Origin of the sequence: Tsuneonella amylolytica, assembly GCF_003626915.1 — a bacterium.
Taxonomy (GTDB): Bacteria; Pseudomonadota; Alphaproteobacteria; order Sphingomonadales; family Sphingomonadaceae; genus Tsuneonella; species Tsuneonella amylolytica.
The window spans coordinates 1,501,336-1,520,958 of sequence record NZ_CP032570.1 but is presented as its reverse complement, the minus strand read 5'-3'; the positions used below and the strand labels follow the sequence as shown (position 1 = coordinate 1,520,958).

Below are 19,623 nucleotides of genomic sequence, written 5' to 3'. Positions count from 1 at the left end.
GCGCCAGCGCCCGCGTCGGACAGGGTATGCCCTTCGTCGAGGTCCCGTTCGCCCGGCATCGGTCGGTCGGCCCTCATCAAACGGTGGGAAGCAGGTTCTCCTCGGCGATCTTCGCCTTCCACCGGGCCGGGGCGAGTTTGTGGACGTTCGCCCCGGTCGCATCGACCGCTACGGTTACCGGCATGTCCTCCACCCGAAACTCGTAGATCGCCTCCATCCCGAGATCCTCGAACGCGACGACCTTTGCTTCGCGGATCGCGCGCGCCACCAGGTACGCCGCGCCGCCGACCGCCATCAGGTAGGCGACCTTGTGCTTCGCGATGACGTCGACCGCGCCCTGCCCGCGTTCGGCCTTGCCGATCATCGCCAGCAATCCGAGGTCGAGCATCGTGTCGGTGAACTTGTCCATCCGCGTGGCGGTGGTCGGGCCTGCCGGGCCGACGACTTCGCCGACCACGGGGTCGACCGGACCGACGTAGTAGATGGCGCGTCCGCGGAAGTCGACGGGCAGCTCCTCGCCCTTCGCCAGCATGTCGGCGATGCGCTTGTGCGCCGCGTCGCGCCCGGTCAGCATCGCGCCCGACAGCAGCAGGCGGTCTCCGGCCTTCCAGCCCGCGACGATCTCCGGCGTCAGGGCGTCGAGATCGACGCGTATCGCCGCGGCGTCGGGCTTCCAGTGCACGTCGGGCCACTGCGACAGGTCGGGCTTCTCGAGAAAGGTTGGCCCCGATCCGTCCAGCGTGAAGTGCGCGTGGCGGGTTGCGGCGCAGTTGGGGATCATCGCGATGGGCTTGTTGGCGGCATGACATGGCGCGTCGAGAATCTTGACGTCGAGTACGGTGGCAAGGCCGCCGAGCCCCTGCGCCCCGACACCGGTGGCGTTGACTGCATCGAAGATATCGATCCTGAGCTGTTCAAGATCACTCTGCGCTCCGCGTTGCTTCAGCTGTGCCATGTCGATCGGGTCCATCAGCGATTGCTTGGCAAGCTTCATGCAATGTTCGGCCGTCCCGCCGATGCCGATGCCGAGCATGCCCGGCGGGCACCAGCCCGCACCCATCTGGGGAATCATCTCAAGGACCCAGTCGACAATGTTGTCGCTGGGATTCATCATTTTGAACTTCGACTTCGCCTCGCTGCCGCCGCCCTTCGCGGCGACGTCGATCGAGACGGTATTGCCGGGCACCATCTCCACCGAAAGCACCGACGGCGTGTTGTCGCGCGTGTTGCGGCGGGTGAAGGCGGGGTCGGCGAGGACCGAGGCGCGCAGCTTGTTCTCGGGATGGGCGTAGGCACGGCGCACACCTTCGTCGACCACCTCCTGCAGGCTGCGCGGCGAATCGAGGCGGCAGTTCTGGCCCCACTTCACGAACACGTTGACGATGCCGGTGTCCTGGCAGATCGGCCGGTGCCCTTCGGCGCACATCCGGCTGTTGGTCAGGATCTGCGCGATCGCATCCTTCGCCGCGGGGCCCTGTTCCGCCTCGTAGGCGTCGCCCAGCGCGCGGATGTAGTCCATCGGATGGTAGTAGCTGATGAACTGGAGCGCATCGGCCACGCTCTCGATCAGGTCGTCCTCGCGGATGGTCACCAATTTCAAGTCGCTCATCGAAACCCATTCCCTTCCGGCAGATTCGCCACAGTCGCGATAGGTTCGCCGTGCCATGCCGTCAAAGCGCTTGGCGGACCCGCGGCTTTGAGCCAAAGACGAGGCCGTTGACCTGCTGTGTTATACGATTAATACAGATACCGTGAGTACGACCGTGGCAACCCAGACAACCACCGATTTCACCGCAGCGCGCCGCGCGATGATCGACAGCCAGCTGCGCACGAGCGGCGTGAACGAGCCGTGGGTCCTTGCGCGCATGGCCGCGGTCCCGCGCGAGGATTTCGTGCCCGAGGCGGCGCGCGCCGTCGCCTATATCGACCGTGCCGTTCCGCTGGAAGGCGGGGCGATGCTCGCGGCGCCGCTCGTCCACGCGCGCATGCTGGCCGAAGCGCGGCCGACGCCGGCGGACCGTGTGCTGGTGGTCGACGGCGGCAGCGGATACCTGCCGGCCCTGCTCGACGGGGTTGCCGGGTCGGTGGTCGCGGTGTCCGCTGCCGAGGCGACCGGGTCCGGCGAGAGCGGCGAAGACTTCACCCTACTGTTGATCGACGGCGCGGTCGAACACGTGCCCGATGGCCTTGCCGCGCGGCTGGTCGACGATGCGCGCGTGGTCACCGGGCTTGTGAAGGCCGGGGTCACCCGTCTCGCCATCGGCCGTAAGGCCGCCGGCGGGATTGCGCTGCTGCCGCTGGCGGAGATCGGAATGCCGAGGCTGGCCGCCTTCGACAAGCCGAAGGGCTGGAGCTTCTGACGATGACGCCGGCAGCCCGCGCATCTTTGCTGCTCGGCGGCACGCTGCTCGCGCTGGCCGGCACGCCTGCGTGGGCCGACACGCTGCGCGAAGCGCTGAACGGCGCCTATCGCACAAACCCCACGTTGCAGGCCGCACGCGCCCAGCAGCGCGCAACCGACGAGACGGTTCCGATCGCCAAGGCGAGCGGCAGGCCCAACGCCAATGCCAACGTCCAGTACGTCGAGTTCCTCAAGCAGGGCTCGACGTCCATTTTCGCGCCCGATCGCGCGGTCAACGGCCAGCTCAACCTGTCCGTCCCGGTCTATTCGGGCGGCGCGGTGAAGAACCAGATACGTGCCGCGGTGACGCGGGTCGAAGCGGGGCAGGCCGATTTGCGCGGCACCGAATCGGCGATCTTCACCCAGGTCGTGGCGGCGTACATGGACGTGATCCGGGGCGAGGCCCTGGTCGGGCTCAACGCCAGCCAGGTCCAGGTGCTGCAGGTCAATTCGCAGGCCACCAGCGACCGGTTCGAGATCGGCGATCTTACCCGCACCGATGTCGCCCAGTCGCAGAGCCGACTGGCGCTGGCACAGGGCAACCTCGAGACCGCGCGCTCGAACCTCATCAGCGCGCGCGAAACCTATATCCAGCTGACCGGCATGGCGCCCGACGATCTCCAGCCCCCGCCGCCGCTGCCCGGTCTCCCCGCGAGCGTGAGCGACGCGGTCGCCGCGGCGCTGCAGGACAATCCCGACATCATCGCCGCACGCGAACGGGCGCTCGCGGCAGGCTACGACATCGACGTGGCCGGCGCGGGCCGCCTGCCGCAGGTTTCGGTCGTCACCGGGTCGACCTACAACAACTACCTCGGCTCGCTCGGCGGGTCTATCGTGCAGCCCGGCGTCGCGACTCCGCAGACCAGCACGGCGGCGCAGGTCGGCGTGCAGCTGCAGGTCCCGCTGTTCCAGGGCGGCCGTCCGGCGGCGCAGGAGCGGCAGGCGCAGGCTCGCTCGGCCGCCGCGCTCGAGCAGCAGATCGCCGCGGAACGCGACGTGATCGCGCAGGTCCGCTCGGCCTGGGCGAGCTGGCAGGCGGCGACCCAGATCATTGCTAGCAACCAGACCGCGGTCGATGCGGCGACGCTGAGTCTCGAAGGCGTGCGGGCGGAGAATACCGTCGGCAACCGCACGATCCTCGATATCCTCAATGCCGAACAGGAACTGGTGAATGCGCGGGCGCAGCTCATCACCGCACGGCGCAACGCCTATGTCGCGGGCTTCAGCCTGCTGGCCGCGATGGGCCGGGCCGAGGCGCGCGATCTCGGGCTTGGCGACGACGGCCCGCTCTACGATCCGCAGATCAATTACGACCGTGTGAAGAACAAGTGGTGGGACTGGTCGAAGGAGCCCGACCCTGTCGCCCAGTCGACGCGGACCGTTGACATCCCTGCGCCCACGGCGGACATTCCGGTTAACTATGATTCGCCTGCCGAAGCGGGCGGTTACTGAAGACGGGGGTCTTTCGAGCATGCGCCAGGACGGTGAAGCATCGGTCGAGGAGATCCTCGAATCGATCAAGAAGGTGATCGCGCGCGACACCCGCGCATCCGCGCTGGACACCCGCCGCCGCCGCGAGACCGAGGGCGTTGCCGAGAGCTTCGCCGAAACCGCACCCGAACCGGCCGACGCCGACGAAGCGGAAGAAGTGCTCGACCTTGCCGCGGCGGATTTCGTGGAGGAAGCGCCGGATTCGTACCGCGAGAGCGAGGCGGACGGCATCGACGAGGATGAGGACGACGAGCCGCTGGTAACGGCCGCGGCGCGCAATTCGATGCGCGAAAACCTCGCGGCGCTTGCGATGCTGGCCGAACCGGGCGCGCCGCCGCAGATCGTCCGCTCGGGCGAGACCTCGCTCGAAGGGCTGACCCGCGACCTTTTGCGCCCGATGCTGTCGCAGTGGCTCGATGCGAACCTGCCCGGCATGGTCGAGCGCATGGTGCGTGACGAAATCGCCCGGATCGCGGGAAAGCGCGGCTAGGAAGCGCTAGGGGCCAGCGCCCGCATCGCCATCACTTCCATCGAGCGCGCGCAGCGGCTAACCCTGCGCCCATGAAGATCACAACCGGGTCGCTTGCCCTCGCCGCCGCGCTGTGCGCGCTGTCCACCCCGTCTTTCGCGCAGAAGGCGAAGAAGCCGGCCCCCGATGCCCGAGCGCCGATGAGCGCGCAGGATCTCGTCACCCTGCCCCGGCTCGGCGGCGCGGTCGTAAGCCCCGACGGCGCGATGGCCGTCTATCCGGTGACCGAGACCGACCCCGCGACCTACGCCCGAAAGACGGCGCTGTTCGTGCGGAGCCTGGCCGATGCGAAAGCCGCGCCCGTCCGGCTCGACATGGGTGGAAGCGCCGGCAGCGCGGCGTTCGGCGACGACGGCTGGCTCTATTTCCTGTCCGACCGCGGGACGGGCGGCACCGACCAGGTATGGCGCGCGCGCGTCGCCGCCACCGGCGCGGTGTCGGACATCGCGCAGGTGACCGCGCTGGCTGCGCCGGTCAGCGGGTTCGCGCTGTCGCCGGATGCCACGAAGATCGTGGTCTTCGGGGATATCGCGCGCACGTGCACCACGTTCGGCTGCGACGACAAGGCCACCCACCTTCCCGGCCCCGGCACCGGCAGGCTCTACGACGCCAGCGTCGGCTTCGTGCGCCACTGGGATTCGTGGGAAACGCCGGGCGAATACGGCCGAGCCTTCGCCTTCCCCCTTACGGGCGGCAAGGCCACCGGCGCGGGCGTCCCGCTCGACGGGCCGGCCGGCGACGATGCCCTGGTGGGCGATACCCCGACCAAACCCTTCGGTGGCGGGGAGGAAATTGCATGGTCGGCCGACAGCCGCGGCGTGTTCTTCGCCGCGCGCAAGTCCGATGCCACCGAGCCGCGCTCGACCAACATCGACCTGTGGTTCAACGACCTGTCCGGCCGCGCGCCGATCAACCTCACCAAGGACAACGAGGCGACCGACACGTTGCCGGCGCCCTCGCCCGATGGCAAATGGCTCGCCTATGCGGCGATGGAGCGGCCCGGCTACGAGGCCGACAAGCTGACGGTCATGCTGAAGGACCTGGCCGCCGGCACGACCCGTGCGCTGACCACGGACTGGGACCGGTCGGTCGGCTCGCTCGCTTGGACACCCGATTCGAAATGGATCGTGGCGACCGCAGGCGATGTGCTCGACACGCCGGCGTTCCGTATCGATCCGGCGACCGGCAAGGTGGACAAGCTCGACCTGATGGCCGGCAACGAGGCGCACATCGGCGATGTCGTTCCGCTGGCGGGCGGGGGGCTCGTCTACACACGTGCCTCGATCGGCGCGCCCAACGAACTCTACCTGACCCGCGACTGGGGCCAGGGCATACCGCTGACCGATGTCGCGACCAGCACGCTGGGCGCGCGCGCGCCGATCGTCACCCGGCGCTTCAGCTTCAAAGGTGCGAACGGCGACACCGTGTGGGGGCAGATCACCAAGCTCGACGGACAGAAGGGTCCGATGCCGGCGATCCTCTACGTCCACGGCGGACCGCAGGGATCGTTCAACGACGCGTGGTCGACCCGCTGGAACCCGCGCGTGGTGGCGAGCCAGGGCTACGCGGTGGTCTCGGTCGATTTCCACGGCTCGACCGGCTACGGACAGGCCTTCACCGACAGCATCAACCAGGACTGGGGCGGCAAACCGCTCGAGGACCTGCAGAAGGGGCTGGCCGCCGCGATCGCGCTCGACAAACAGATCGACGGCGACAACGCCTGCGCCATGGGCGCGAGCTATGGAGGGTACATGATGAACTGGATCGAGGGCATGTGGCCCGACCGGTTCAAGTGCCTCGTCCAGCACGACGGCGTGTTCGATGCCCGCGCCATGGCCTACGAGACCGAGGAGCTTTGGTTCGACGTCTGGGAGCATGGCGGCAAAACCTACTACGAGGATCCCGCCGCGTACGAGAAGTGGAACCCGGTGAACCACGTCGACAAGTGGAAGACGCCGATGCTCGTCATCACCGGCGAGAAGGACTTCCGCATTCCCTATACGCAGGGGATCGCAGCGTTCACCGCGCTCCAGATGCGCGAGATCCCGGCGCAGCTTCTCGTCTTCCCGGACGAGAACCACTGGGTGCTGAAGGGCAAGAATTCGCTGCAGTGGCACGCAACCGTGTTCGACTGGCTGGCCCGCTATCTGAAGCCGGCCCGGTGAGTTCGAGCCGGGACGTCGCCAAGGCGCGCGGGGCGCTGCGCAAGATCGGCGGCGAACGGATTGAACGGCAGATTTTCCTGTGCGCGATATCCGACAAGCAGAAATGCTGCTCGCGCGAGGAGGGGACGCGCGCATGGAAGTTCCTGAAGAAGCGACTGAAGGAACTGGGGCTTGCCGGCAAGACGGTGCAGCGGACCAAGGCCAATTGCCTCCAGGTGTGCGAGGCCGGCCCGATCGCCGTCGTCTGGCCCGAGAACGTCTGGTATCATTCGTGCGACGAAGCTGCGCTGGAGCGGATCATCCAGGAGCACCTGATCGGGGGCGAGCCGGTCGAGGACCTGCGGCTGCGCGAAGCCGCCCCGGATTAGGCCCGCGGCGCAGACCGTATCGGCGCTAGCGGTCGCGCCAGGTGTCTTCCAGCGGGTCGGTGACCGAATCGTCGTGGCCGGTACCGTTCGACAGGAAAACGAGCCCCATCAGCGCGCTCGTCAGCATCATCGAGAAGCCGACCCCCAGCGCCACCGCGATGTAGAAGTGGATCGAAACCTCGGGCAGCGCAATCCAGAGATACAGCAGGATCGCCGCCACCACGACCGCCGTGATCGCACCCATGATGCGCATGATCCGCTTGAACCGCGCGAATGCGAATTCCGCTGTCCGCGGGTCGTCGAGGGGCGAGGGGCTGCTCACGAGAGGGCTTGTGGGCCGTGGGCGGGCGGCTGGCAAGAGCGCGGCTCGCAGCGCGCGAATCGCTTTCCTCCCCGATTTGTGGCATCCTTCGCGCCGACATTGACGAGAGAAGAGGGAGAGCCGCCGATGGATATCGCCCACCTGATCGCCCGCCGCGCCAGCAGCAAGATCGTCATCTGCGAAATCGACACCCCGATGCGGGAGGCGCTGGCCATGCTGGCGCGCAAGCGAATCGGGGCCCTGCCGGTGATGCGGGGCGGCGAGATCGCGGGCATCTTTTCCGAACGCGACGTCATCTACTGCCTTGAGGCGGAGGGGGAAGGGAGCCTCGCCAAAACGGTCGGCGAAGTGATGACCTCGCCCGCGATCACCGTCGATCCGGCGACGTCGATCGAGGATGCGCTCGAACTCATGACCCGGCGGCGCATCCGCCACCTGCCGGTGGTGCAGGGCGGGGCCATGTGTGGTTTCGTGTCGATCGGCGATCTCGTGAAGTCGCAGGTCGATAGCCTGGCGCAGGAGGCCGAGGCGATGAGAACCTACATCCGCACCGCTTGAGACGCGCCGCCCGGCACACTACATCTGCGACCATGGCCGAAACCCTCACCCTGACCGACAACGCGGCGAAGCGGGTCGCGGCGATCGCCGCGCGCCAGGCGAAGCCGGCGATCCTGCGCCTATCGGTCGAGGGCGGCGGCTGTTCGGGCTTCCAGTACAAGTTCGACCTCGCCGAAGCGCCGGAAGGCGACGATTCGGTCAGCGTGACCGATGGCGTGAAGCTGGTGGTCGACCCCGTCAGCTTCGACCTCGTCGCGGGCAGCACGGTCGATTTCGTCGAGTCGCTCGGCGGCGCGGCGTTCCGGGTGGAGAATCCTCAGGCAGCGGCCGGTTGCGGTTGCGGTTCCAGCTTCGGCATCTAGGGTCCCGGCGATGCGTATCGCCACCTTCAACATCAACGGGGTCAAGGCCCGCCTGCCGCGCCTGATCGAATGGCTCGAGGAAACCCGGCCGACGGTCGCCTGTCTGCAGGAGATCAAGAGCCAGGACGAGGGGTTCCCCTACGAGGAATTCGAGAAGATCGGCTACAAGGCCATCTGGCACGGGCAGAAGGGTTTCAACGGCGTCGCGATACTCGCCGACGGGGTGGACCCCGTCGAAGCGCAGCGCACGCTGCCCGGCGACCCCGACGACGAGCACGCCCGTTACCTGGAAGCCGACGTGAACGGGGTGCGGATCGTTTGCCTGTACCTCCCCAACGGCAACCCGGTGCCGGGGCCCAAGTTCGAGTATAAGCTGGCGTGGATGGAACGTTTACATATCCGGATGCGCGAGCTCTGGGCGCTGGAGATGCCGGTCGCCGTGGTCGGCGACTTCAACGTCATACCCGAGGACAAGGATGTGTGGTCGCCCGCGGCGATGGCGGCGGATGCGCTCATGCAACCCCAGTCCCGCGACGCCTATGCCAGGCTTCTGGGTGACGGATGGTCCGATGCGATCGACACGCTCAACCCACGCGGCGGAGTGTGGACGTTCTGGGATTACCAGGCCGGCGCCTGGCCGCGCGACCATGGGTTTCGCATCGACCATGTGCTGCTGAGCCCCGAGCTGGCCGACCGGTTGGTCGCAGCAGGGGTCGACAAGGAATATCGCGGCCGGGAGAAGGCCAGCGACCACACCCCCGTCTGGGTCGAGATCCGGGACTGACCGGCGCGGCCGCGCGATGGCGGCCGCCCCTTGGCGGTCAGCGGTAGAAGATGTGGCTGTCGATCGTCGCGCGGGCGATCTTCGTGCGGCTCCAGCTCGGCTTCACGTAGCGAGCATGGAAGAACAGGGCATCGCCGGCCTTGCTGTCCCACAGACCCTCGTGGGCGATGCGGGCGATCGCCTTGGCCCGGGTCCAGGCTGCAGAGCCGCGCTTGATGCCCGGCATCTTGCCGCCGCGCACGAACGAAAACTGCGACTTCTGGTAGACGACGCCGCAGTAATCGCCCGGGAACAGGCCGGATTCGCTGCGGTTCACGATGACCTGCGCAACGGCCAGTTGGCCGGCGAGAGGTTCGCCGCGCGACTCGAAGTAGATCGCCCCGGCGAGGCACTCCATTTCGCGCGAAAGGCTGGCGCTTGCCGGCATGTCGGCAACGAGTTCGGCGAGCGACGATGCGTCGGTGGGCGCAGCCGCCGCGTCCTCGGCTGCGGTTTCGGCGGGGAGGGGCTGGGCGACCTCCCGAGAAACGAAGTCGACCGGCTCGGTCGCGGGGACTGTTTCGTCGGTCAGTTCGACGATGGGGGCCGAGGTAGCGGCCGCCTTGGAGATCTCGCTTGATTCAGCGTTGGCGCCGGATCCGTCGGCGGTGAACAGGGTAAGTATTACGGTCGCGGCAAGCGCCGCGATGGTCGAGCGATGAAACTGCATTGATCCACTGGTTTAGGCGGTGGACGGACACTGTCGCAGGCCGGGACCCAATCGCATTCGTTCGCGTTGATAGCGGGTCCGAGTTATTCAGCCTGCCGGCCGCCCCCCGTCTGCGCGCTGACCGGATGACCCCATGTCGTCCAAGGCCGCCTGCGTCCGTGAAGGTCCGGCGCAGATAGATGCTGCAGGTGCGAAGTCAAATCAGCCGGGCAACGCTGCGACGAACCGTTCCCTATCTGGGACGTCCGCCTCAATTAACCATAAATCGGGGTCGTTCGCGCGGCGCTTTGCGATTCTGTCTGAAAAAAGGTTTGTATTATCAGTCTGTTGCAAGAGAGTACGTACGAAGATTCGGTTCCCGTCCGCTTGAGGTATGCGTTCGAATAGCGTCATAGGTTCATCGCGACCGATAATGACAACACCGATCGCACCGGCATCCGGGTCACCCTTCGCAAGAACCGTTGCGAAGCCGCCTTGGGCTTCCGCGATTCGCCGGATCGCGGTCACTTCGAGGTGCGCGGGGATGCGCGCGTCCACCGTTCAGGCCTGCCGATAACCGTCGAGCCCCGACAGGGGGATGCGCGACCGCATGAACGTTCCGGTTCCGCGCCCGACTTCGTCGCCGTCGGCATCAATAAGCCGGGACTCGGCAACAAACACTCGCTTTCGGCCGCTGATCCAGCGCCCCTCGGCCACGATCTCTCCGGCACGCACTGGCTTGGTGAAATGGAGGTTGAAGGATGTGGTCAGCAGGAAACGGTCGGTGACCAGCGTGTTGGCGGCATAGAACGCGGCATCGTCGAGCATCTTGAAATAGATCGTCCCGTGCGCCGCGCCGGCTGCATGGAAAACTGCCGGCTCTATCGTAAAATGCAGCCGCGATCGCCCCTCGCCGACGATTTCCAGGCGGGACGGGAACAATGCATTGACCGGCGCCGCGGCGTAGAGGCGCTCAAGCGCCCGGTGATGCAGCGCTGCACCGGAGCCGATTTCCGCGCCGCCGTTTTCATATGCGGTGTCGCTCGACTCAGGCAGCATCGCGGTCGGAGGCGTTGGTCAGGAGGGCATAGAGCGTTTCGGTATCGGGCGCTTCGGTCAGGGCGCGATGCATATGTTCGTCGCGCACCAATCGTGACAGCGCGGCGAGCGCATGCAGATGCACCGCCCCCGCGTTGGCGGGCGACAGTAATCCGATGACGAGATCGACCGGCAAACGGTCGGCCGCCGCGAAATCAACCGGCGCTTCGAGCTTCAGCAACGCGGCGACCGGACGGCGCAATCCCTCGATCCGGGCATGGGGCAAGGCGATGGAGCGGCCGAACCCGGTACTGCCCAGCGCCTCGCGCTCCATCAGTCCGTCGAGAACCTCGCTCTCGTCGAGCGCGTAAACCTTCGCGAATCGCCTCGCGAGGGCGGTGAGGATCGCGGCCTTGTCGACCGGGGCATCGACCCACACCGCCTCGGGAAGAAGCTTGAAGATAACCGGTGTCACCGTTTGCTGTCCGAAACGAGGCGCGTGTCAGCGCGGTTCGACCCAGCCGATCGAACCGTCGCCCCGCCGATAGACCATGTTGTGCCGGCCGGTCCCCGCATTTTTGAACAGCATCGCGTTGGTGTCGCGCAGGTCGAGCATCATGACCGCATCGGCGACGGACGCCTCGGGCACGTCGGCGGTTGTCTCCGCGATGATCGGAGGCGCGTCGCTATCCTCGACTTCATCGGCATCGGCGTCGGGGGCGGCGAAGATGGTGTAGGCGGCCTCTTCCTCGCGCGCGGCGTGGTGGGCCTGCTCGTGCCGGTCCTTCAGCCGCCGCCGGTAGCGGCGCAACTGCTTCTCGATCTTGGCCGCCGCTTGGTCGAGCGCCTGGTGCGCATCCTGCGCCGAACCGTGGGCCTTCAGGATCAGTCCGTGCGTCACGTGCGTCACGATGTCGCAGCTGAACGCCCCCGCGGGAGCCTTGCCGAACGTCACGTTGCTGGAGAGAGCGCGGCTGAAATGCTTGTCGACGATTGCGGTGAGGCGCTCCTCGGCATGATCCTGCAGAGCTGCGCCGGTCTCGATCTGGTGGCCCGAAACGCGAATATCCATCGTCGGTTGTACTCCTGTATTGCGACCCCCGGTTGAAACGTCAGGCAGCCCAGATAGCTCCCTTGATAGTGTCGACGAACGCCGCGTGGCGCGCCAATTCTTCGGGCGTGGCGGCATGCGGACGGGCTGGGCGGAAGGGCCGATCGCGCACGATGGCGGTCGTGATTTCGACCACTGTGCTCTCGGTCGCCGTCGAACCGAGCCCGAGACCGATCTGGCGGCCGCCGGTCAACTCCACATAGACTTGCGCCAGCAGTTCGGCGTCGAGCAGCGCGCCGTGCTTGACCCGGTGGCTACGGTCGATGCCGTACCGCGTGCAGAGCGCGTCGAGCGACAGCTTGGCGCCCGGGTGGCGCCGCTTGGCGAGCGCGACGGTGTCGATCATGCGCGTGAGGCACACCGCCTCCAGCCCGCAGTGATCGAGTTCGGCGTTGAGGAAGCCGAAGTCGAACCCGGCGTTGTGCGCCACCAGCGGGGAGTCCGCGATGAAAGCGAGAAGTTCGTCGCACTTCTCGCGGAAACGCGGCTTGTCGGACAGGAACGCCGCAGACAGGCCGTGGACGGCCTCGGCGCCCGCGGGCATGTCGCGGTCGGGATTGAAATAGGCGTGATACGTCGCACCGGTTGGCACCCGGTTGACCAGCTCGATACAGCCGATCTCGACCATCCGGTCCCCAGTCTTGGGGTCGAGGCCGGTAGTTTCGGTGTCGAACACGATTTCACGCATGGATGAATCCTGTATCGGACCGAAGCGCGAGGCTGGCAAGGGGCGGCGGGTGCCTTTTGCCGCCGCTTCAGCGTGCGTGTCGTGTTCCGGTCAGCCCGGCCACGAGCGCGACGACCGCCGCCTCGGTCCGCTCCATCGAGGTGCCGGTGTCGATCACGTAGTCCGCGCGGGCACGCTTCTCGGCATCGGGAACTTGGAGCGAAAGGATGTGGGCGAACTTTTCCGGGGTCATGCCGGGACGGGCGAGCACGCGGGCCCGCTGGGCTTCGGCAGAGGCGGAGACGACCGCCACCGCGTCGAGCGCATCGGCACCGCCCTTTTCATAGAGCAGGGGAATGTCGAACACGACGAGCGGCTCGCCGGCGTGCTCGATCAGGAACGCCTGCCGCGCCGCGCCGACCGCGGGATGGACGATCCCCTCCAGCCGGGCGAGCGCATCGCGGTCCCCGAAAACAAGTGCGCCGAGTTTTTCGCGCAGGACGCCATCGGGACCGGTCGATCCGGGAAAGGCCGCCTCGATCGGGGGAACGAGCGTGCCGCCGGGTCCCTGCAGTCGCCGGACTTCGGCGTCGGCATCGAACACCGGGATGCCGGCAGCCTCGAACATCGCCGCAACGGTCGACTTGCCCATTCCGATCGAGCCGGTGAGGCCGAGGATGAAGGGACGGCTCATCGCATGAGGATCCGGCGCAGCTCCTCGTCGTGCTCGCGCGGCGCGGCCATGCCGAAGAATTTCTCGAAAGCGAGTGCGGCCTGGCCGATGAGCATCACGAGGCCGTCGATCGTGCGATGCCCGGCGGCGCGGGCATCGCGCAAGAATTCGGTCTCCACCGGATCGGTCACGATGTCGTAGGCGATCGCGCCTGGCGGGGCGTGGCTCCAGTCGAAGGCCAGCGGCGGCTGCCCGTGCATGCCGAGCGGCGAGGCATTGACGACGAGGTCGAGGCATCCTTCGCGGTCGTCGAAAGCGAAATCGGTAGGATCGGCGAAATGCGCGAGATCGACCGCGTGGTGTTCGCCGCCCATGCCGAGTTCGTCGAGTATCTTCCGGGCCTTCGCTGGGTCCCGCCCGGCCAGCACGAGGACCAGATTTTCGCGTGCCAAGCCGGCAACGATCGCACGAGCCGCCCCGCCCGTACCGAGCACGCGCGCCATGCGAAACAGGTGCTGCGGCCTGAGATGCGTGCGAAGCGGCTCAACGAAACCGCCGACATCGGTGTTGGTGCCGATGAGCGAACCGGTTGCCTCGCGCACCACGGTATTCACCGCCCCGACTTCCGCCGAGAGATCATCGAGTTGGCCCAGAAGCGGAATTATCGCCTGCTTGTGCGGCATCGTGACGTTGCACCCGCGCCAGTCGGAGTCCTCGCGCCGCGCGGCAAGGTAGTCGGCTAGTCCCTCCGCGGTGACGTGGCAGGCGCGGTATTCCGCGTCGATACCCAGCCTCTCCAGCCAGAACCCGTGGATCGCAGGCGATTTCGACTGCGCGATGGGATCGCCGATCACCTCGGCATACGACCGGCTCATGCGGGCAGCGCACCGAGTTCGCGCAACGCGCCGAGCACCGGCAGCAGCGGCATGCCCAGTACGGTGAACTGGTCGCCGTCGATCCGCTCGAACAGCTGAACGCCGCGCCCTTCGATGCGGAAGACCCCGACGCAGTGGGAGACCGCCGGCCATTCGGCGTCGAGATAATCCGCGATGAATGCGTCCGACAGGACGCGGACCTGCAGCGTGGCGACCGCGCCGTGACGCCAGACCACAGCCCCGTCCCGCGCAATCGCGGCGGCCGAATGCAGTTGCATCGCCCGCCCGGAGAACGCGCGCAGATATTCGGCCGCCTCTTCGCGGGTCGCAGGTTTGTCGAAACGTCGCTCCCCCACGACGACCAGCGAGTCGCTACCCAGTACGAGGAGTCCCGGCGCGTCGATCGCAAACGCTTTTGCCTCGGCGAGGGCCAGTGCGATCTGGTCCGGACGCGCACCGGCGAGAGAGGCTTCGAGACCGCGTTCGTCCACATCCGCGGGCCGGCTTTCGAAGGCGACCCCCGCGGCTTCTAGCATCGCGCGCCGCGATGCGCTCTTCGAAGCGAGCACGAGAGTCATATCGGCTTCGGCCCGATTACCGGCGGGGTGTCGCGGCTGTCGCGCTCGGTCAGCAGGCGGATGACCGCCGCGGCGGTCTCCTCGATCGAGCGACGGGTCACGTCGATCACCGGCCAGTCGTTGTCGGCGAACATGCGGCGGGCGAAGCGGACCTCCTCGGCCACGCGCTCGGCATCGACGTAGCTCGTCTCCTGCCCTTCGGCGATCGTAAGGAGCCGGTTGCGCCGGACCTGGATCAGACGGTCGGGCGCGGTGGTGAGGCCGACCACCAGCGGACGGCGCAGCGTGAACAGCGCGGGCGGCGGCGGGCTTTCGACCACCAGCGGGATATTGGCGACCTTGTACCCGCGATTGGCGAGGTAGATGCTGGTCGGGGTCTTGGAACTGCGCGAAACCCCGGCAAGCACGATGTCGGCTTCTTCCCAGTCCTCGTGCGCGATACCGTCGTCGTGCGCGATGGTGTAGTGGATGGCATCGACACGGCGGAAATAGGCGTCGTCCATCGCGTGCTGGCGGCCAGGCCGCCCATGCGCTTCCTGGCCGAGGTGGGTTTCCAGCGCCTCGGTCACCGCATCGAGCACGGGCACCGCGGGCAGGCCGAGCATGACGCAGTGCTCTTCCAGCCGGGCGCGCGTCTCGTCGTTGACGAGAGTGAAGAGGACGAGGCCGGGATTGGCCGCCAGATCGGGCACGATCCGGTCGAGGTGCTGGCGGCTGCGCACCATCGGCCAGAAATGGCGCTGGACGTCGGTCTCGTCGAACTGCGCGAGTGCAGCCTTGGCAATCATCTCCAGCGTTTCGCCGGTGGAGTCGGACAGGAGGTGGAGATGGAGGCGGGTCATGTGGACAAGCGCGGGCATAAACCACGGGAGCAATCCGCGGACAACCGAAAGCGCCGATTCCGCCCCCAGTACGAGTCCGCCGCCGCCCGGTTTGTGGACAGGCCGGATGGCTTGTCCGCAGGCGCGGGATAACGGGGAAAACGTTGCGTTGACTCTGACTCGCCATGATTCTCGCGGCCGTCCGGCCTGTTCAGAACGGGAGAAATCGGGCAGGGCGCCGCTGTCCCCGAAATCCACAGGGCCAACAGACTCCATCTAAGATTCTTAGAATCTAATATGTTTGGGAATAGAACCGCGAATGGCCGGCCTTCTTCTCGATACCTTGCGCGGAAACCGGGCTGACCAGGTCCCGATGTGGCTGATGCGGCAGGCAGGCCGATACCTGCCCGAATACCGCGAGTTGCGCGCCGAAAAGGGCGGTTTCCTGGCGCTCGTCTACGATACCGAGGCGGCAGCCGAAGTGACCGTCCAGCCGATCCGGCGGTTCGGATTCGACGGGGCGATCCTGTTCTCCGACATCCTGATCGTGCCCTACGCGATGGGCCAGGACCTGCAGTTCCTTGCCGGCGAAGGACCACACCTCTCGCCCCGACTTGCCGATACCACGCTCAGTGCGCTGCAACGGGTGCCTGAGCGCCTCGAGCCGATTTATGCCACCGTGGACCGGGTGAAGGCTCTCATCGGCCCTCAGACCACCTTGCTGGGCTTTGCGGGCAGTCCGTGGACCGTGGCGACCTACATGGTGAACGGCGAGGGGTCGAAGGATCACCACGCGGCTCGGGTGATGGCCTACAAGGATCCCGGTGCATTCGGCGCGATCGTCGATGCCATCGCCGATATGACCGTGGACTACCTCGTCGGCCAGATCGAGGCGGGGGCGGAAGCGGTGCAATTGTTCGACAGCTGGTCGGGCAGCCTGGCGCCCGACGAATTCGAGCGCTGGGTCATCGCGCCCAATGCGCGGATCACGGCCGCGGTGCAGGCGCGCTGCCCGGGCGTGCCGGTGATCGGCTTTCCCAAGGGCGCGGGTGCGAAGCTCGCCGCCTATGCCCGCGAAACGGGCGTGGTCGCCGTGGGAGTTGACGAGACGATCGATCCGCTGTGGGCCGCGCGCGAGCTGCCCGCCGGAATGCCGGTGCAAGGCAATCTCGATCCTCTCCTGCTCGAGGCCGGCGGCGACCGTTTGGTCGAGCGGACGCATGCGATCCTCGAAGCGTTCGCCGACCGGCCGCACGTGTTCAACCTCGGCCACGGCATCGGCCAGCACACGCCGATCGACCATGTCGTCACCCTTCGCGACACGGTGCGCGCGTGGAGGGGGTGACGACCGCCACCGCGCGCCCTAAATGCGGCCCATGGAAAACGCCCTCGCGATGACCTATCTATGGCTCAAGGCCGGTCACGTCATCTTCGTGATCTTCTGGATGGCGGGCCTGTTCATGCTCCCGCGCTATCTCGTCTATCACCAGGAAGCGCTGGACCGCGGCGGGCCGGACTCGCCCGAGGTCGCCGACTGGATCGACCGGGAGAGAAAGCTCCTGAAGATCATCCTGCTGCCGTCGATCGTTGTCGTCTGGGTGCTGGGCATCCTGCTCGCCACGACGACCGGTGCCTGGTCCGAGCCCTGGCTGCATGCCAAGCTGTTCCTGGTGCTGCTGCTGTCGGGCTACCACGGCTATATGTCGGCCTACGCGAAGAAGCTGGCACGCGGCGAACGGTCGCTCACCGGCAAGAAGCTGCGGTTGCTCAATGAGGTTCCGGGCCTCGTGGCGGCGCTCATCGTCGTGCTGGTGATCGTCCGCCCGCTCTGAGGCTGGTTACCGGGCCCATACGACGAGCCGATGCGGACATGAATTGACCGCGCCCGGCGGCGCGCTTATCCAGCACCCACCAACCGGCTGTACCGGTCTCGCTTCGAGCGCAAGACCGGGTCGCGCTTTCCCCAAGCCCATCCGACCTGCCGGCCGCACCTGATACACTGACGGAAATACAGACATGCATCTGAGAGAACTCAAGAAGAAAGCCCCGGCCGAACTCGTCGCCATGGCCGAGGATCTGGGCGTCGAGGGCGCAAGCACGATGCGCCGGCAGGACCTCATGTTCTGCATCCTGCGCGAACTCGCCGAGGACGAGGAATACGAGGAATCGATCATGGGCGTCGGCACCATCGAGGTGCTGCAGGACGGGTTCGGCTTCCTCCGCTCGCCCGAGGCGAACTACCTCGCCGGGCCCGACGATATCTACGTCAGCCCCAACCAGGTCCGTAAATGGGGCCTGCGCACCGGCGATACGGTGGAAGGTGAGATTCGTGCGCCGAAGGAAGGCGAGCGCTATTTCGCGCTGACCGGCCTCAAGAGCGTCAATTTCGAGGATCCCGACCAGGTCCGCCACCGGACGAACTTCGACAACCTGACGCCGCTGTATCCGGAGCAGAAGCTGTCGCTCGACACCCTCGACCCGACGGTGAAGGACAAGTCGGCCCGGGTGATCGACATCATTTCGCCGCAGGGCAAGGGCCAGCGCGCATTGATCGTCGCGCCGCCGCGCACGGGTAAGACGGTGCTCCTCCAGAACATCGCCAAGGCGATCACCGACAATCACCCCGAGGTGTTCCTCATCGTCCTGCTCGTCGACGAGCGGCCCGAGGAAGTCACGGACATGCAGCGCAGCGTAAAGGGCGAGGTCATCTCCTCGACCTTCGACGAACCCGCCACGCGCCACGTCCAGGTCGCCGAGATGGTGATCGAGAAGGCCAAGCGCCTGGTCGAGCACAAGAAGCACGTGGTGATCCTGCTGGACAGCATCACCCGCCTCGGCCGCGCCTACAACACGGTGGTGCCGAGCTCTGGCAAGGTGCTGACGGGCGGTGTCGACGCGAACGCGCTGCAGCGGCCTAAGCGCTTCTTCGGTGCCGCGCGCAATATCGAGGAAGGCGGCAGCCTTTCGATCATCGCCACCGCGCTGATCGACACCGGCAGCCGGATGGACGAGGTCATCTTCGAAGAGTTCAAGGGCACCGGCAACAGCGAAATCGTGCTCGACCGCAAGGTCGCCGACAAGCGTATCTTCCCCGCGCTCGACGTAGGCAAGAGCGGCACCCGCAAGGAAGAGCTGCTGGTCGAGAAGGACAAGCTGTCGAAGATGTGGGTCCTGCGCCGTATCCTCATGCAGATGGGCACGATCGACGCGATGGAGTTCCTCCTCGACAAGATGAAGGACTCCAAGACCAACGAGGACTTCTTCGCGACGATGAACCAATAAGTTCGCCGCGATCTGGAGGGGATGGACGTGAGGCGTCTGCTTTATCGCAGCCGGGCGACAGACGGTGTCGGAACCGCCGAGGTATTCGACATCGTTGCCGTGTCGCAGCGAAACAATCCGGACCGCGGGATCACCGGGTTCCTGATGCAGGACGGCGACCGGTTCGTACAGTTCGTGGAAGGGCGAGCAGCTGCGGTCGAGGTGCTTCTCGACGATCTGGCGCACGACACGCGGCACACGGGTCTCGAGATACTGTACGACGCGTCGGGCGAAGAGCGCTGGTTCGCGGGCTGGGACATGAAGCACCTCATCACCTTCGGCGGGACCCCGGCGATGGAGGAATTGAGACAGGTGCTGGGATCGACCCCCGAGCGGGCCGAAGTGCTGGCGCTGGTCGACGAGTGTCTGTCGGGCTGACGTCTCGCCGAAAAGACATATCGGATGTTTGTGGCCCGGGGGTAGCTAGCCGTTCGATTGAGCGAGTTGCGCGCCCATCGTTTCCCAGACCTTGTTGATCGCCTTCAGCGGGCGAACCATCACCTTGAAATCGGCGATCATGCCGTCGTCGTCAAAGGTGATGATGTCGACGCCATTGACGTGGATGCCGTCGAGTTCGGTGACGAATTCCAGCAGCGCATGATTGCCTTCGCCGAATTCGCGAACATACTCGAACTTGTCGGTATTAAGAACGACTCCTGCCGCCGCGAGGTAGGCGACCACGATGTCGCGCCCTTTCTGCGGCGTGTGGACGACCGGCGAATGGAACACTGCGTCTTCGCGGATGATTTCCGCCAGATCGCCCGGCTTGTTGCCACCGGCGATGACCCGGTGCCATAGTTCGAGACCCTTATGCGCCATGGCTTCCCTCCTCTGCCAAAGAAGTGGCCACGCTATCAGCGCAATCGAGCGT

At 66.5% G+C, this 19,623-nt stretch carries 25 protein-coding genes; 12 read left to right on the top strand and 13 right to left on the bottom strand.

The window, feature by feature from the left end; translation table 11 throughout:
• Positions 1–76: 76 nt before the first annotated feature.
• A complete protein-coding gene (locus D4766_RS07465) occupies positions 77–1,609 on the bottom strand; it encodes a fumarate hydratase (protein ID WP_194955749.1) in 1,533 nt (510 codons plus the stop codon).
• A 142-nt stretch (positions 1,610–1,751) separates the two neighbouring features.
• On the opposite strand from D4766_RS07465, the gene D4766_RS07460 reads away from it, so the two are divergent.
• The 5 genes from D4766_RS07460 to D4766_RS07440 all read left to right on the top strand — a co-directional run bounded on the left by D4766_RS07460 (position 1,752) and on the right by D4766_RS07440 (position 6,954).
• Positions 1,752–2,360 (top strand): protein-L-isoaspartate O-methyltransferase family protein, encoded by a 609-nt coding sequence (locus D4766_RS07460; RefSeq protein WP_325049066.1) that lies wholly within the window; start codon positions 1,752–1,754, stop codon positions 2,358–2,360.
• 2 nt (positions 2,361–2,362) lie between these two features.
• The gene (locus tag D4766_RS07455) at positions 2,363–3,853 is read left to right on the top strand and encodes a TolC family outer membrane protein (RefSeq protein WP_120716889.1); all 1,491 of its coding nucleotides are present in this window, start codon (positions 2,363–2,365) and stop codon (positions 3,851–3,853) included.
• Positions 3,854–3,872: 19 nt separating this feature from the next.
• Positions 3,873–4,382 carry a DUF2497 domain-containing protein gene (locus tag D4766_RS07450; RefSeq protein ID WP_120716888.1) on the top strand — a complete coding sequence of 170 codons (510 nt, stop codon included), beginning with the start codon at positions 3,873–3,875 and terminating at the stop codon, positions 4,380–4,382.
• 71 nt (positions 4,383–4,453) lie between these two features.
• Positions 4,454–6,586, top strand: coding sequence for an alpha/beta hydrolase family protein (locus D4766_RS07445; protein WP_120716887.1), 2,133 nt, complete (start codon positions 4,454–4,456; stop codon positions 6,584–6,586).
• Positions 6,583–6,954 carry a (2Fe-2S) ferredoxin domain-containing protein gene (locus D4766_RS07440; protein ID WP_120716886.1) on the top strand — a complete coding sequence of 124 codons (372 nt, stop codon included), beginning with the start codon at positions 6,583–6,585 and terminating at the stop codon, positions 6,952–6,954. Before D4766_RS07445 ends, D4766_RS07440 begins: the two co-directional genes overlap by 4 nt.
• Before the next feature lie 25 nt (positions 6,955–6,979).
• Here the strand turns inward: D4766_RS07440 and D4766_RS07435 are convergent, their stop codons facing one another.
• The gene (locus D4766_RS07435) at positions 6,980–7,276 is read right to left on the bottom strand and encodes a hypothetical protein (protein ID WP_120716885.1); all 297 of its coding nucleotides are present in this window, start codon (positions 7,274–7,276) and stop codon (positions 6,980–6,982) included.
• A gap of 126 nt (positions 7,277–7,402) precedes the next feature.
• On the opposite strand from D4766_RS07435, the gene D4766_RS07430 reads away from it, so the two are divergent.
• The 3 genes from D4766_RS07430 to xth are packed head-to-tail and all read left to right on the top strand — an operon-like array spanning position 7,403 to position 8,980.
• Positions 7,403–7,834: a CBS domain-containing protein gene (locus D4766_RS07430; RefSeq protein WP_120716884.1), complete on the top strand. Its 432-nt coding sequence runs from the start codon at positions 7,403–7,405 to the stop codon at positions 7,832–7,834.
• Positions 7,835–7,866: 32 nt separating this feature from the next.
• Entirely contained in the window at positions 7,867–8,196 is a 330-nt protein-coding gene (locus tag D4766_RS07425; RefSeq protein WP_120716883.1) for a HesB/IscA family protein, read from the top strand.
• Between the two features lie 10 nt (positions 8,197–8,206).
• Entirely contained in the window at positions 8,207–8,980 is a 774-nt protein-coding gene (gene xth / locus D4766_RS07420) for an exodeoxyribonuclease III (RefSeq protein WP_120716882.1), read from the top strand.
• A 37-nt stretch (positions 8,981–9,017) separates the two neighbouring features.
• Here the strand turns inward: xth and D4766_RS07415 are convergent, their stop codons facing one another.
• From D4766_RS07415 to D4766_RS07370, 10 genes are all read right to left on the bottom strand, one after another.
• Entirely contained in the window at positions 9,018–9,689 is a 672-nt protein-coding gene (locus D4766_RS07415; protein ID WP_120716881.1) for a cell wall hydrolase, read from the bottom strand.
• 201 nt (positions 9,690–9,890) lie between these two features.
• Complete coding sequence (locus tag D4766_RS07410) at positions 9,891–10,226, bottom strand: DUF1491 family protein (RefSeq protein WP_120716880.1); 336 nt, start codon at positions 10,224–10,226, stop codon at positions 9,891–9,893.
• A 3-nt stretch (positions 10,227–10,229) separates the two neighbouring features.
• Complete coding sequence (locus tag D4766_RS07405) at positions 10,230–10,727, bottom strand: PaaI family thioesterase (RefSeq protein WP_120716879.1); 498 nt, start codon at positions 10,725–10,727, stop codon at positions 10,230–10,232.
• On the bottom strand, positions 10,717–11,181 hold the full coding sequence (locus D4766_RS07400) for a PTS sugar transporter subunit IIA (protein WP_407701489.1): 465 nt from the start codon (positions 11,179–11,181) through the stop codon (positions 10,717–10,719). Before D4766_RS07400 ends, D4766_RS07405 begins: the two co-directional genes overlap by 11 nt.
• 27 nt (positions 11,182–11,208) lie before the next feature.
• On the bottom strand, positions 11,209–11,778 hold the full coding sequence (gene hpf, locus D4766_RS07395) for a ribosome hibernation-promoting factor, HPF/YfiA family (RefSeq protein ID WP_120716878.1): 570 nt from the start codon (positions 11,776–11,778) through the stop codon (positions 11,209–11,211).
• Between the two features lie 40 nt (positions 11,779–11,818).
• Complete coding sequence (gene dnaQ / locus D4766_RS07390) at positions 11,819–12,505, bottom strand: DNA polymerase III subunit epsilon (RefSeq protein ID WP_120716877.1); 687 nt, start codon at positions 12,503–12,505, stop codon at positions 11,819–11,821.
• A 67-nt stretch (positions 12,506–12,572) separates the two neighbouring features.
• Positions 12,573–13,178 (bottom strand): dephospho-CoA kinase, encoded by a 606-nt coding sequence (gene coaE / locus D4766_RS07385; RefSeq protein ID WP_120716876.1) that lies wholly within the window; start codon positions 13,176–13,178, stop codon positions 12,573–12,575.
• Complete coding sequence (locus tag D4766_RS07380) at positions 13,175–14,032, bottom strand: shikimate dehydrogenase family protein (protein WP_120716875.1); 858 nt, start codon at positions 14,030–14,032, stop codon at positions 13,175–13,177. The genes coaE and D4766_RS07380 overlap by 4 nt, the downstream gene beginning before the upstream one ends.
• The gene (locus D4766_RS07375; RefSeq protein WP_120716874.1) at positions 14,029–14,610 is read right to left on the bottom strand and encodes a Maf family protein; all 582 of its coding nucleotides are present in this window, start codon (positions 14,608–14,610) and stop codon (positions 14,029–14,031) included. The genes D4766_RS07380 and D4766_RS07375 overlap by 4 nt, the downstream gene beginning before the upstream one ends.
• A complete protein-coding gene (locus D4766_RS07370; RefSeq protein ID WP_120716873.1) occupies positions 14,607–15,452 on the bottom strand; it encodes a pyruvate, water dikinase regulatory protein in 846 nt (281 codons plus the stop codon). Before D4766_RS07370 ends, D4766_RS07375 begins: the two co-directional genes overlap by 4 nt.
• 298 nt (positions 15,453–15,750) lie before the next feature.
• On the opposite strand from D4766_RS07370, the gene hemE reads away from it, so the two are divergent.
• From hemE to D4766_RS07350, 4 genes are all read left to right on the top strand, one after another.
• Positions 15,751–16,776 (top strand): uroporphyrinogen decarboxylase, encoded by a 1,026-nt coding sequence (gene hemE, locus D4766_RS07365; RefSeq protein ID WP_120716872.1) that lies wholly within the window; start codon positions 15,751–15,753, stop codon positions 16,774–16,776.
• A gap of 31 nt (positions 16,777–16,807) precedes the next feature.
• On the top strand, positions 16,808–17,263 hold the full coding sequence (locus tag D4766_RS07360) for a CopD family protein (protein ID WP_120716871.1): 456 nt from the start codon (positions 16,808–16,810) through the stop codon (positions 17,261–17,263).
• A 184-nt stretch (positions 17,264–17,447) separates the two neighbouring features.
• Positions 17,448–18,713, top strand: coding sequence for a transcription termination factor Rho (rho, locus tag D4766_RS07355; protein ID WP_120716870.1), 1,266 nt, complete (start codon positions 17,448–17,450; stop codon positions 18,711–18,713).
• 27 nt (positions 18,714–18,740) lie between these two features.
• Complete coding sequence (locus D4766_RS07350; RefSeq protein ID WP_162935700.1) at positions 18,741–19,130, top strand: BLUF domain-containing protein; 390 nt, start codon at positions 18,741–18,743, stop codon at positions 19,128–19,130.
• Positions 19,131–19,175: 45 nt separating this feature from the next.
• On the opposite strand, the gene D4766_RS07345 is transcribed toward D4766_RS07350, so the two are convergent.
• On the bottom strand, positions 19,176–19,571 hold the full coding sequence (locus D4766_RS07345) for a nuclear transport factor 2 family protein (RefSeq protein ID WP_120716868.1): 396 nt from the start codon (positions 19,569–19,571) through the stop codon (positions 19,176–19,178).
• Positions 19,572–19,623 lie beyond the last annotated feature (52 nt).

Excerpts from the sequence above, each read along its gene's own strand:
- D4766_RS07415 (WP_120716881.1), bottom strand. The coding sequence starts at position 9,689 with ATGCAGTTTCATCGCTCGACCATCGCGGCGCTTGCCGCGACCGTAATA.
- rho (WP_120716870.1), top strand. The coding sequence starts at position 17,448 with ATGCATCTGAGAGAACTCAAGAAGAAAGCCCCGGCCGAACTCGTCGCC.
- coaE (WP_120716876.1), bottom strand. The coding sequence starts at position 13,178 with ATGAGCCGTCCCTTCATCCTCGGCCTCACCGGCTCGATCGGAATGGGC.
- hemE (WP_120716872.1), top strand. The coding sequence starts at position 15,751 with ATGGCCGGCCTTCTTCTCGATACCTTGCGCGGAAACCGGGCTGACCAG.
- D4766_RS07425 (WP_120716883.1), top strand. The coding sequence starts at position 7,867 with ATGGCCGAAACCCTCACCCTGACCGACAACGCGGCGAAGCGGGTCGCG.
- D4766_RS07380 (WP_120716875.1), bottom strand. The coding sequence starts at position 14,032 with ATGAGCCGGTCGTATGCCGAGGTGATCGGCGATCCCATCGCGCAGTCG.
- D4766_RS07375 (WP_120716874.1), bottom strand. The coding sequence starts at position 14,610 with ATGACTCTCGTGCTCGCTTCGAAGAGCGCATCGCGGCGCGCGATGCTA.
- D4766_RS07405 (WP_120716879.1), bottom strand. The coding sequence starts at position 10,727 with ATGCTGCCTGAGTCGAGCGACACCGCATATGAAAACGGCGGCGCGGAA.
- dnaQ (WP_120716877.1), bottom strand. The coding sequence starts at position 12,505 with ATGCGTGAAATCGTGTTCGACACCGAAACTACCGGCCTCGACCCCAAG.
- D4766_RS07445 (WP_120716887.1), top strand. The coding sequence starts at position 4,454 with ATGAAGATCACAACCGGGTCGCTTGCCCTCGCCGCCGCGCTGTGCGCG.
- D4766_RS07450 (WP_120716888.1), top strand. The coding sequence starts at position 3,873 with ATGCGCCAGGACGGTGAAGCATCGGTCGAGGAGATCCTCGAATCGATC.
- D4766_RS07465 (WP_194955749.1), bottom strand. The coding sequence starts at position 1,609 with ATGAGCGACTTGAAATTGGTGACCATCCGCGAGGACGACCTGATCGAG.
- D4766_RS07455 (WP_120716889.1), top strand. The coding sequence starts at position 2,363 with ATGACGCCGGCAGCCCGCGCATCTTTGCTGCTCGGCGGCACGCTGCTC.
- D4766_RS07430 (WP_120716884.1), top strand. The coding sequence starts at position 7,403 with ATGGATATCGCCCACCTGATCGCCCGCCGCGCCAGCAGCAAGATCGTC.
- D4766_RS07360 (WP_120716871.1), top strand. The coding sequence starts at position 16,808 with ATGGAAAACGCCCTCGCGATGACCTATCTATGGCTCAAGGCCGGTCAC.
- D4766_RS07370 (WP_120716873.1), bottom strand. The coding sequence starts at position 15,452 with ATGACCCGCCTCCATCTCCACCTCCTGTCCGACTCCACCGGCGAAACG.
- hpf (WP_120716878.1), bottom strand. The coding sequence starts at position 11,778 with ATGGATATTCGCGTTTCGGGCCACCAGATCGAGACCGGCGCAGCTCTG.
- D4766_RS07345 (WP_120716868.1), bottom strand. The coding sequence starts at position 19,571 with ATGGCGCATAAGGGTCTCGAACTATGGCACCGGGTCATCGCCGGTGGC.
- xth (WP_120716882.1), top strand. The coding sequence starts at position 8,207 with ATGCGTATCGCCACCTTCAACATCAACGGGGTCAAGGCCCGCCTGCCG.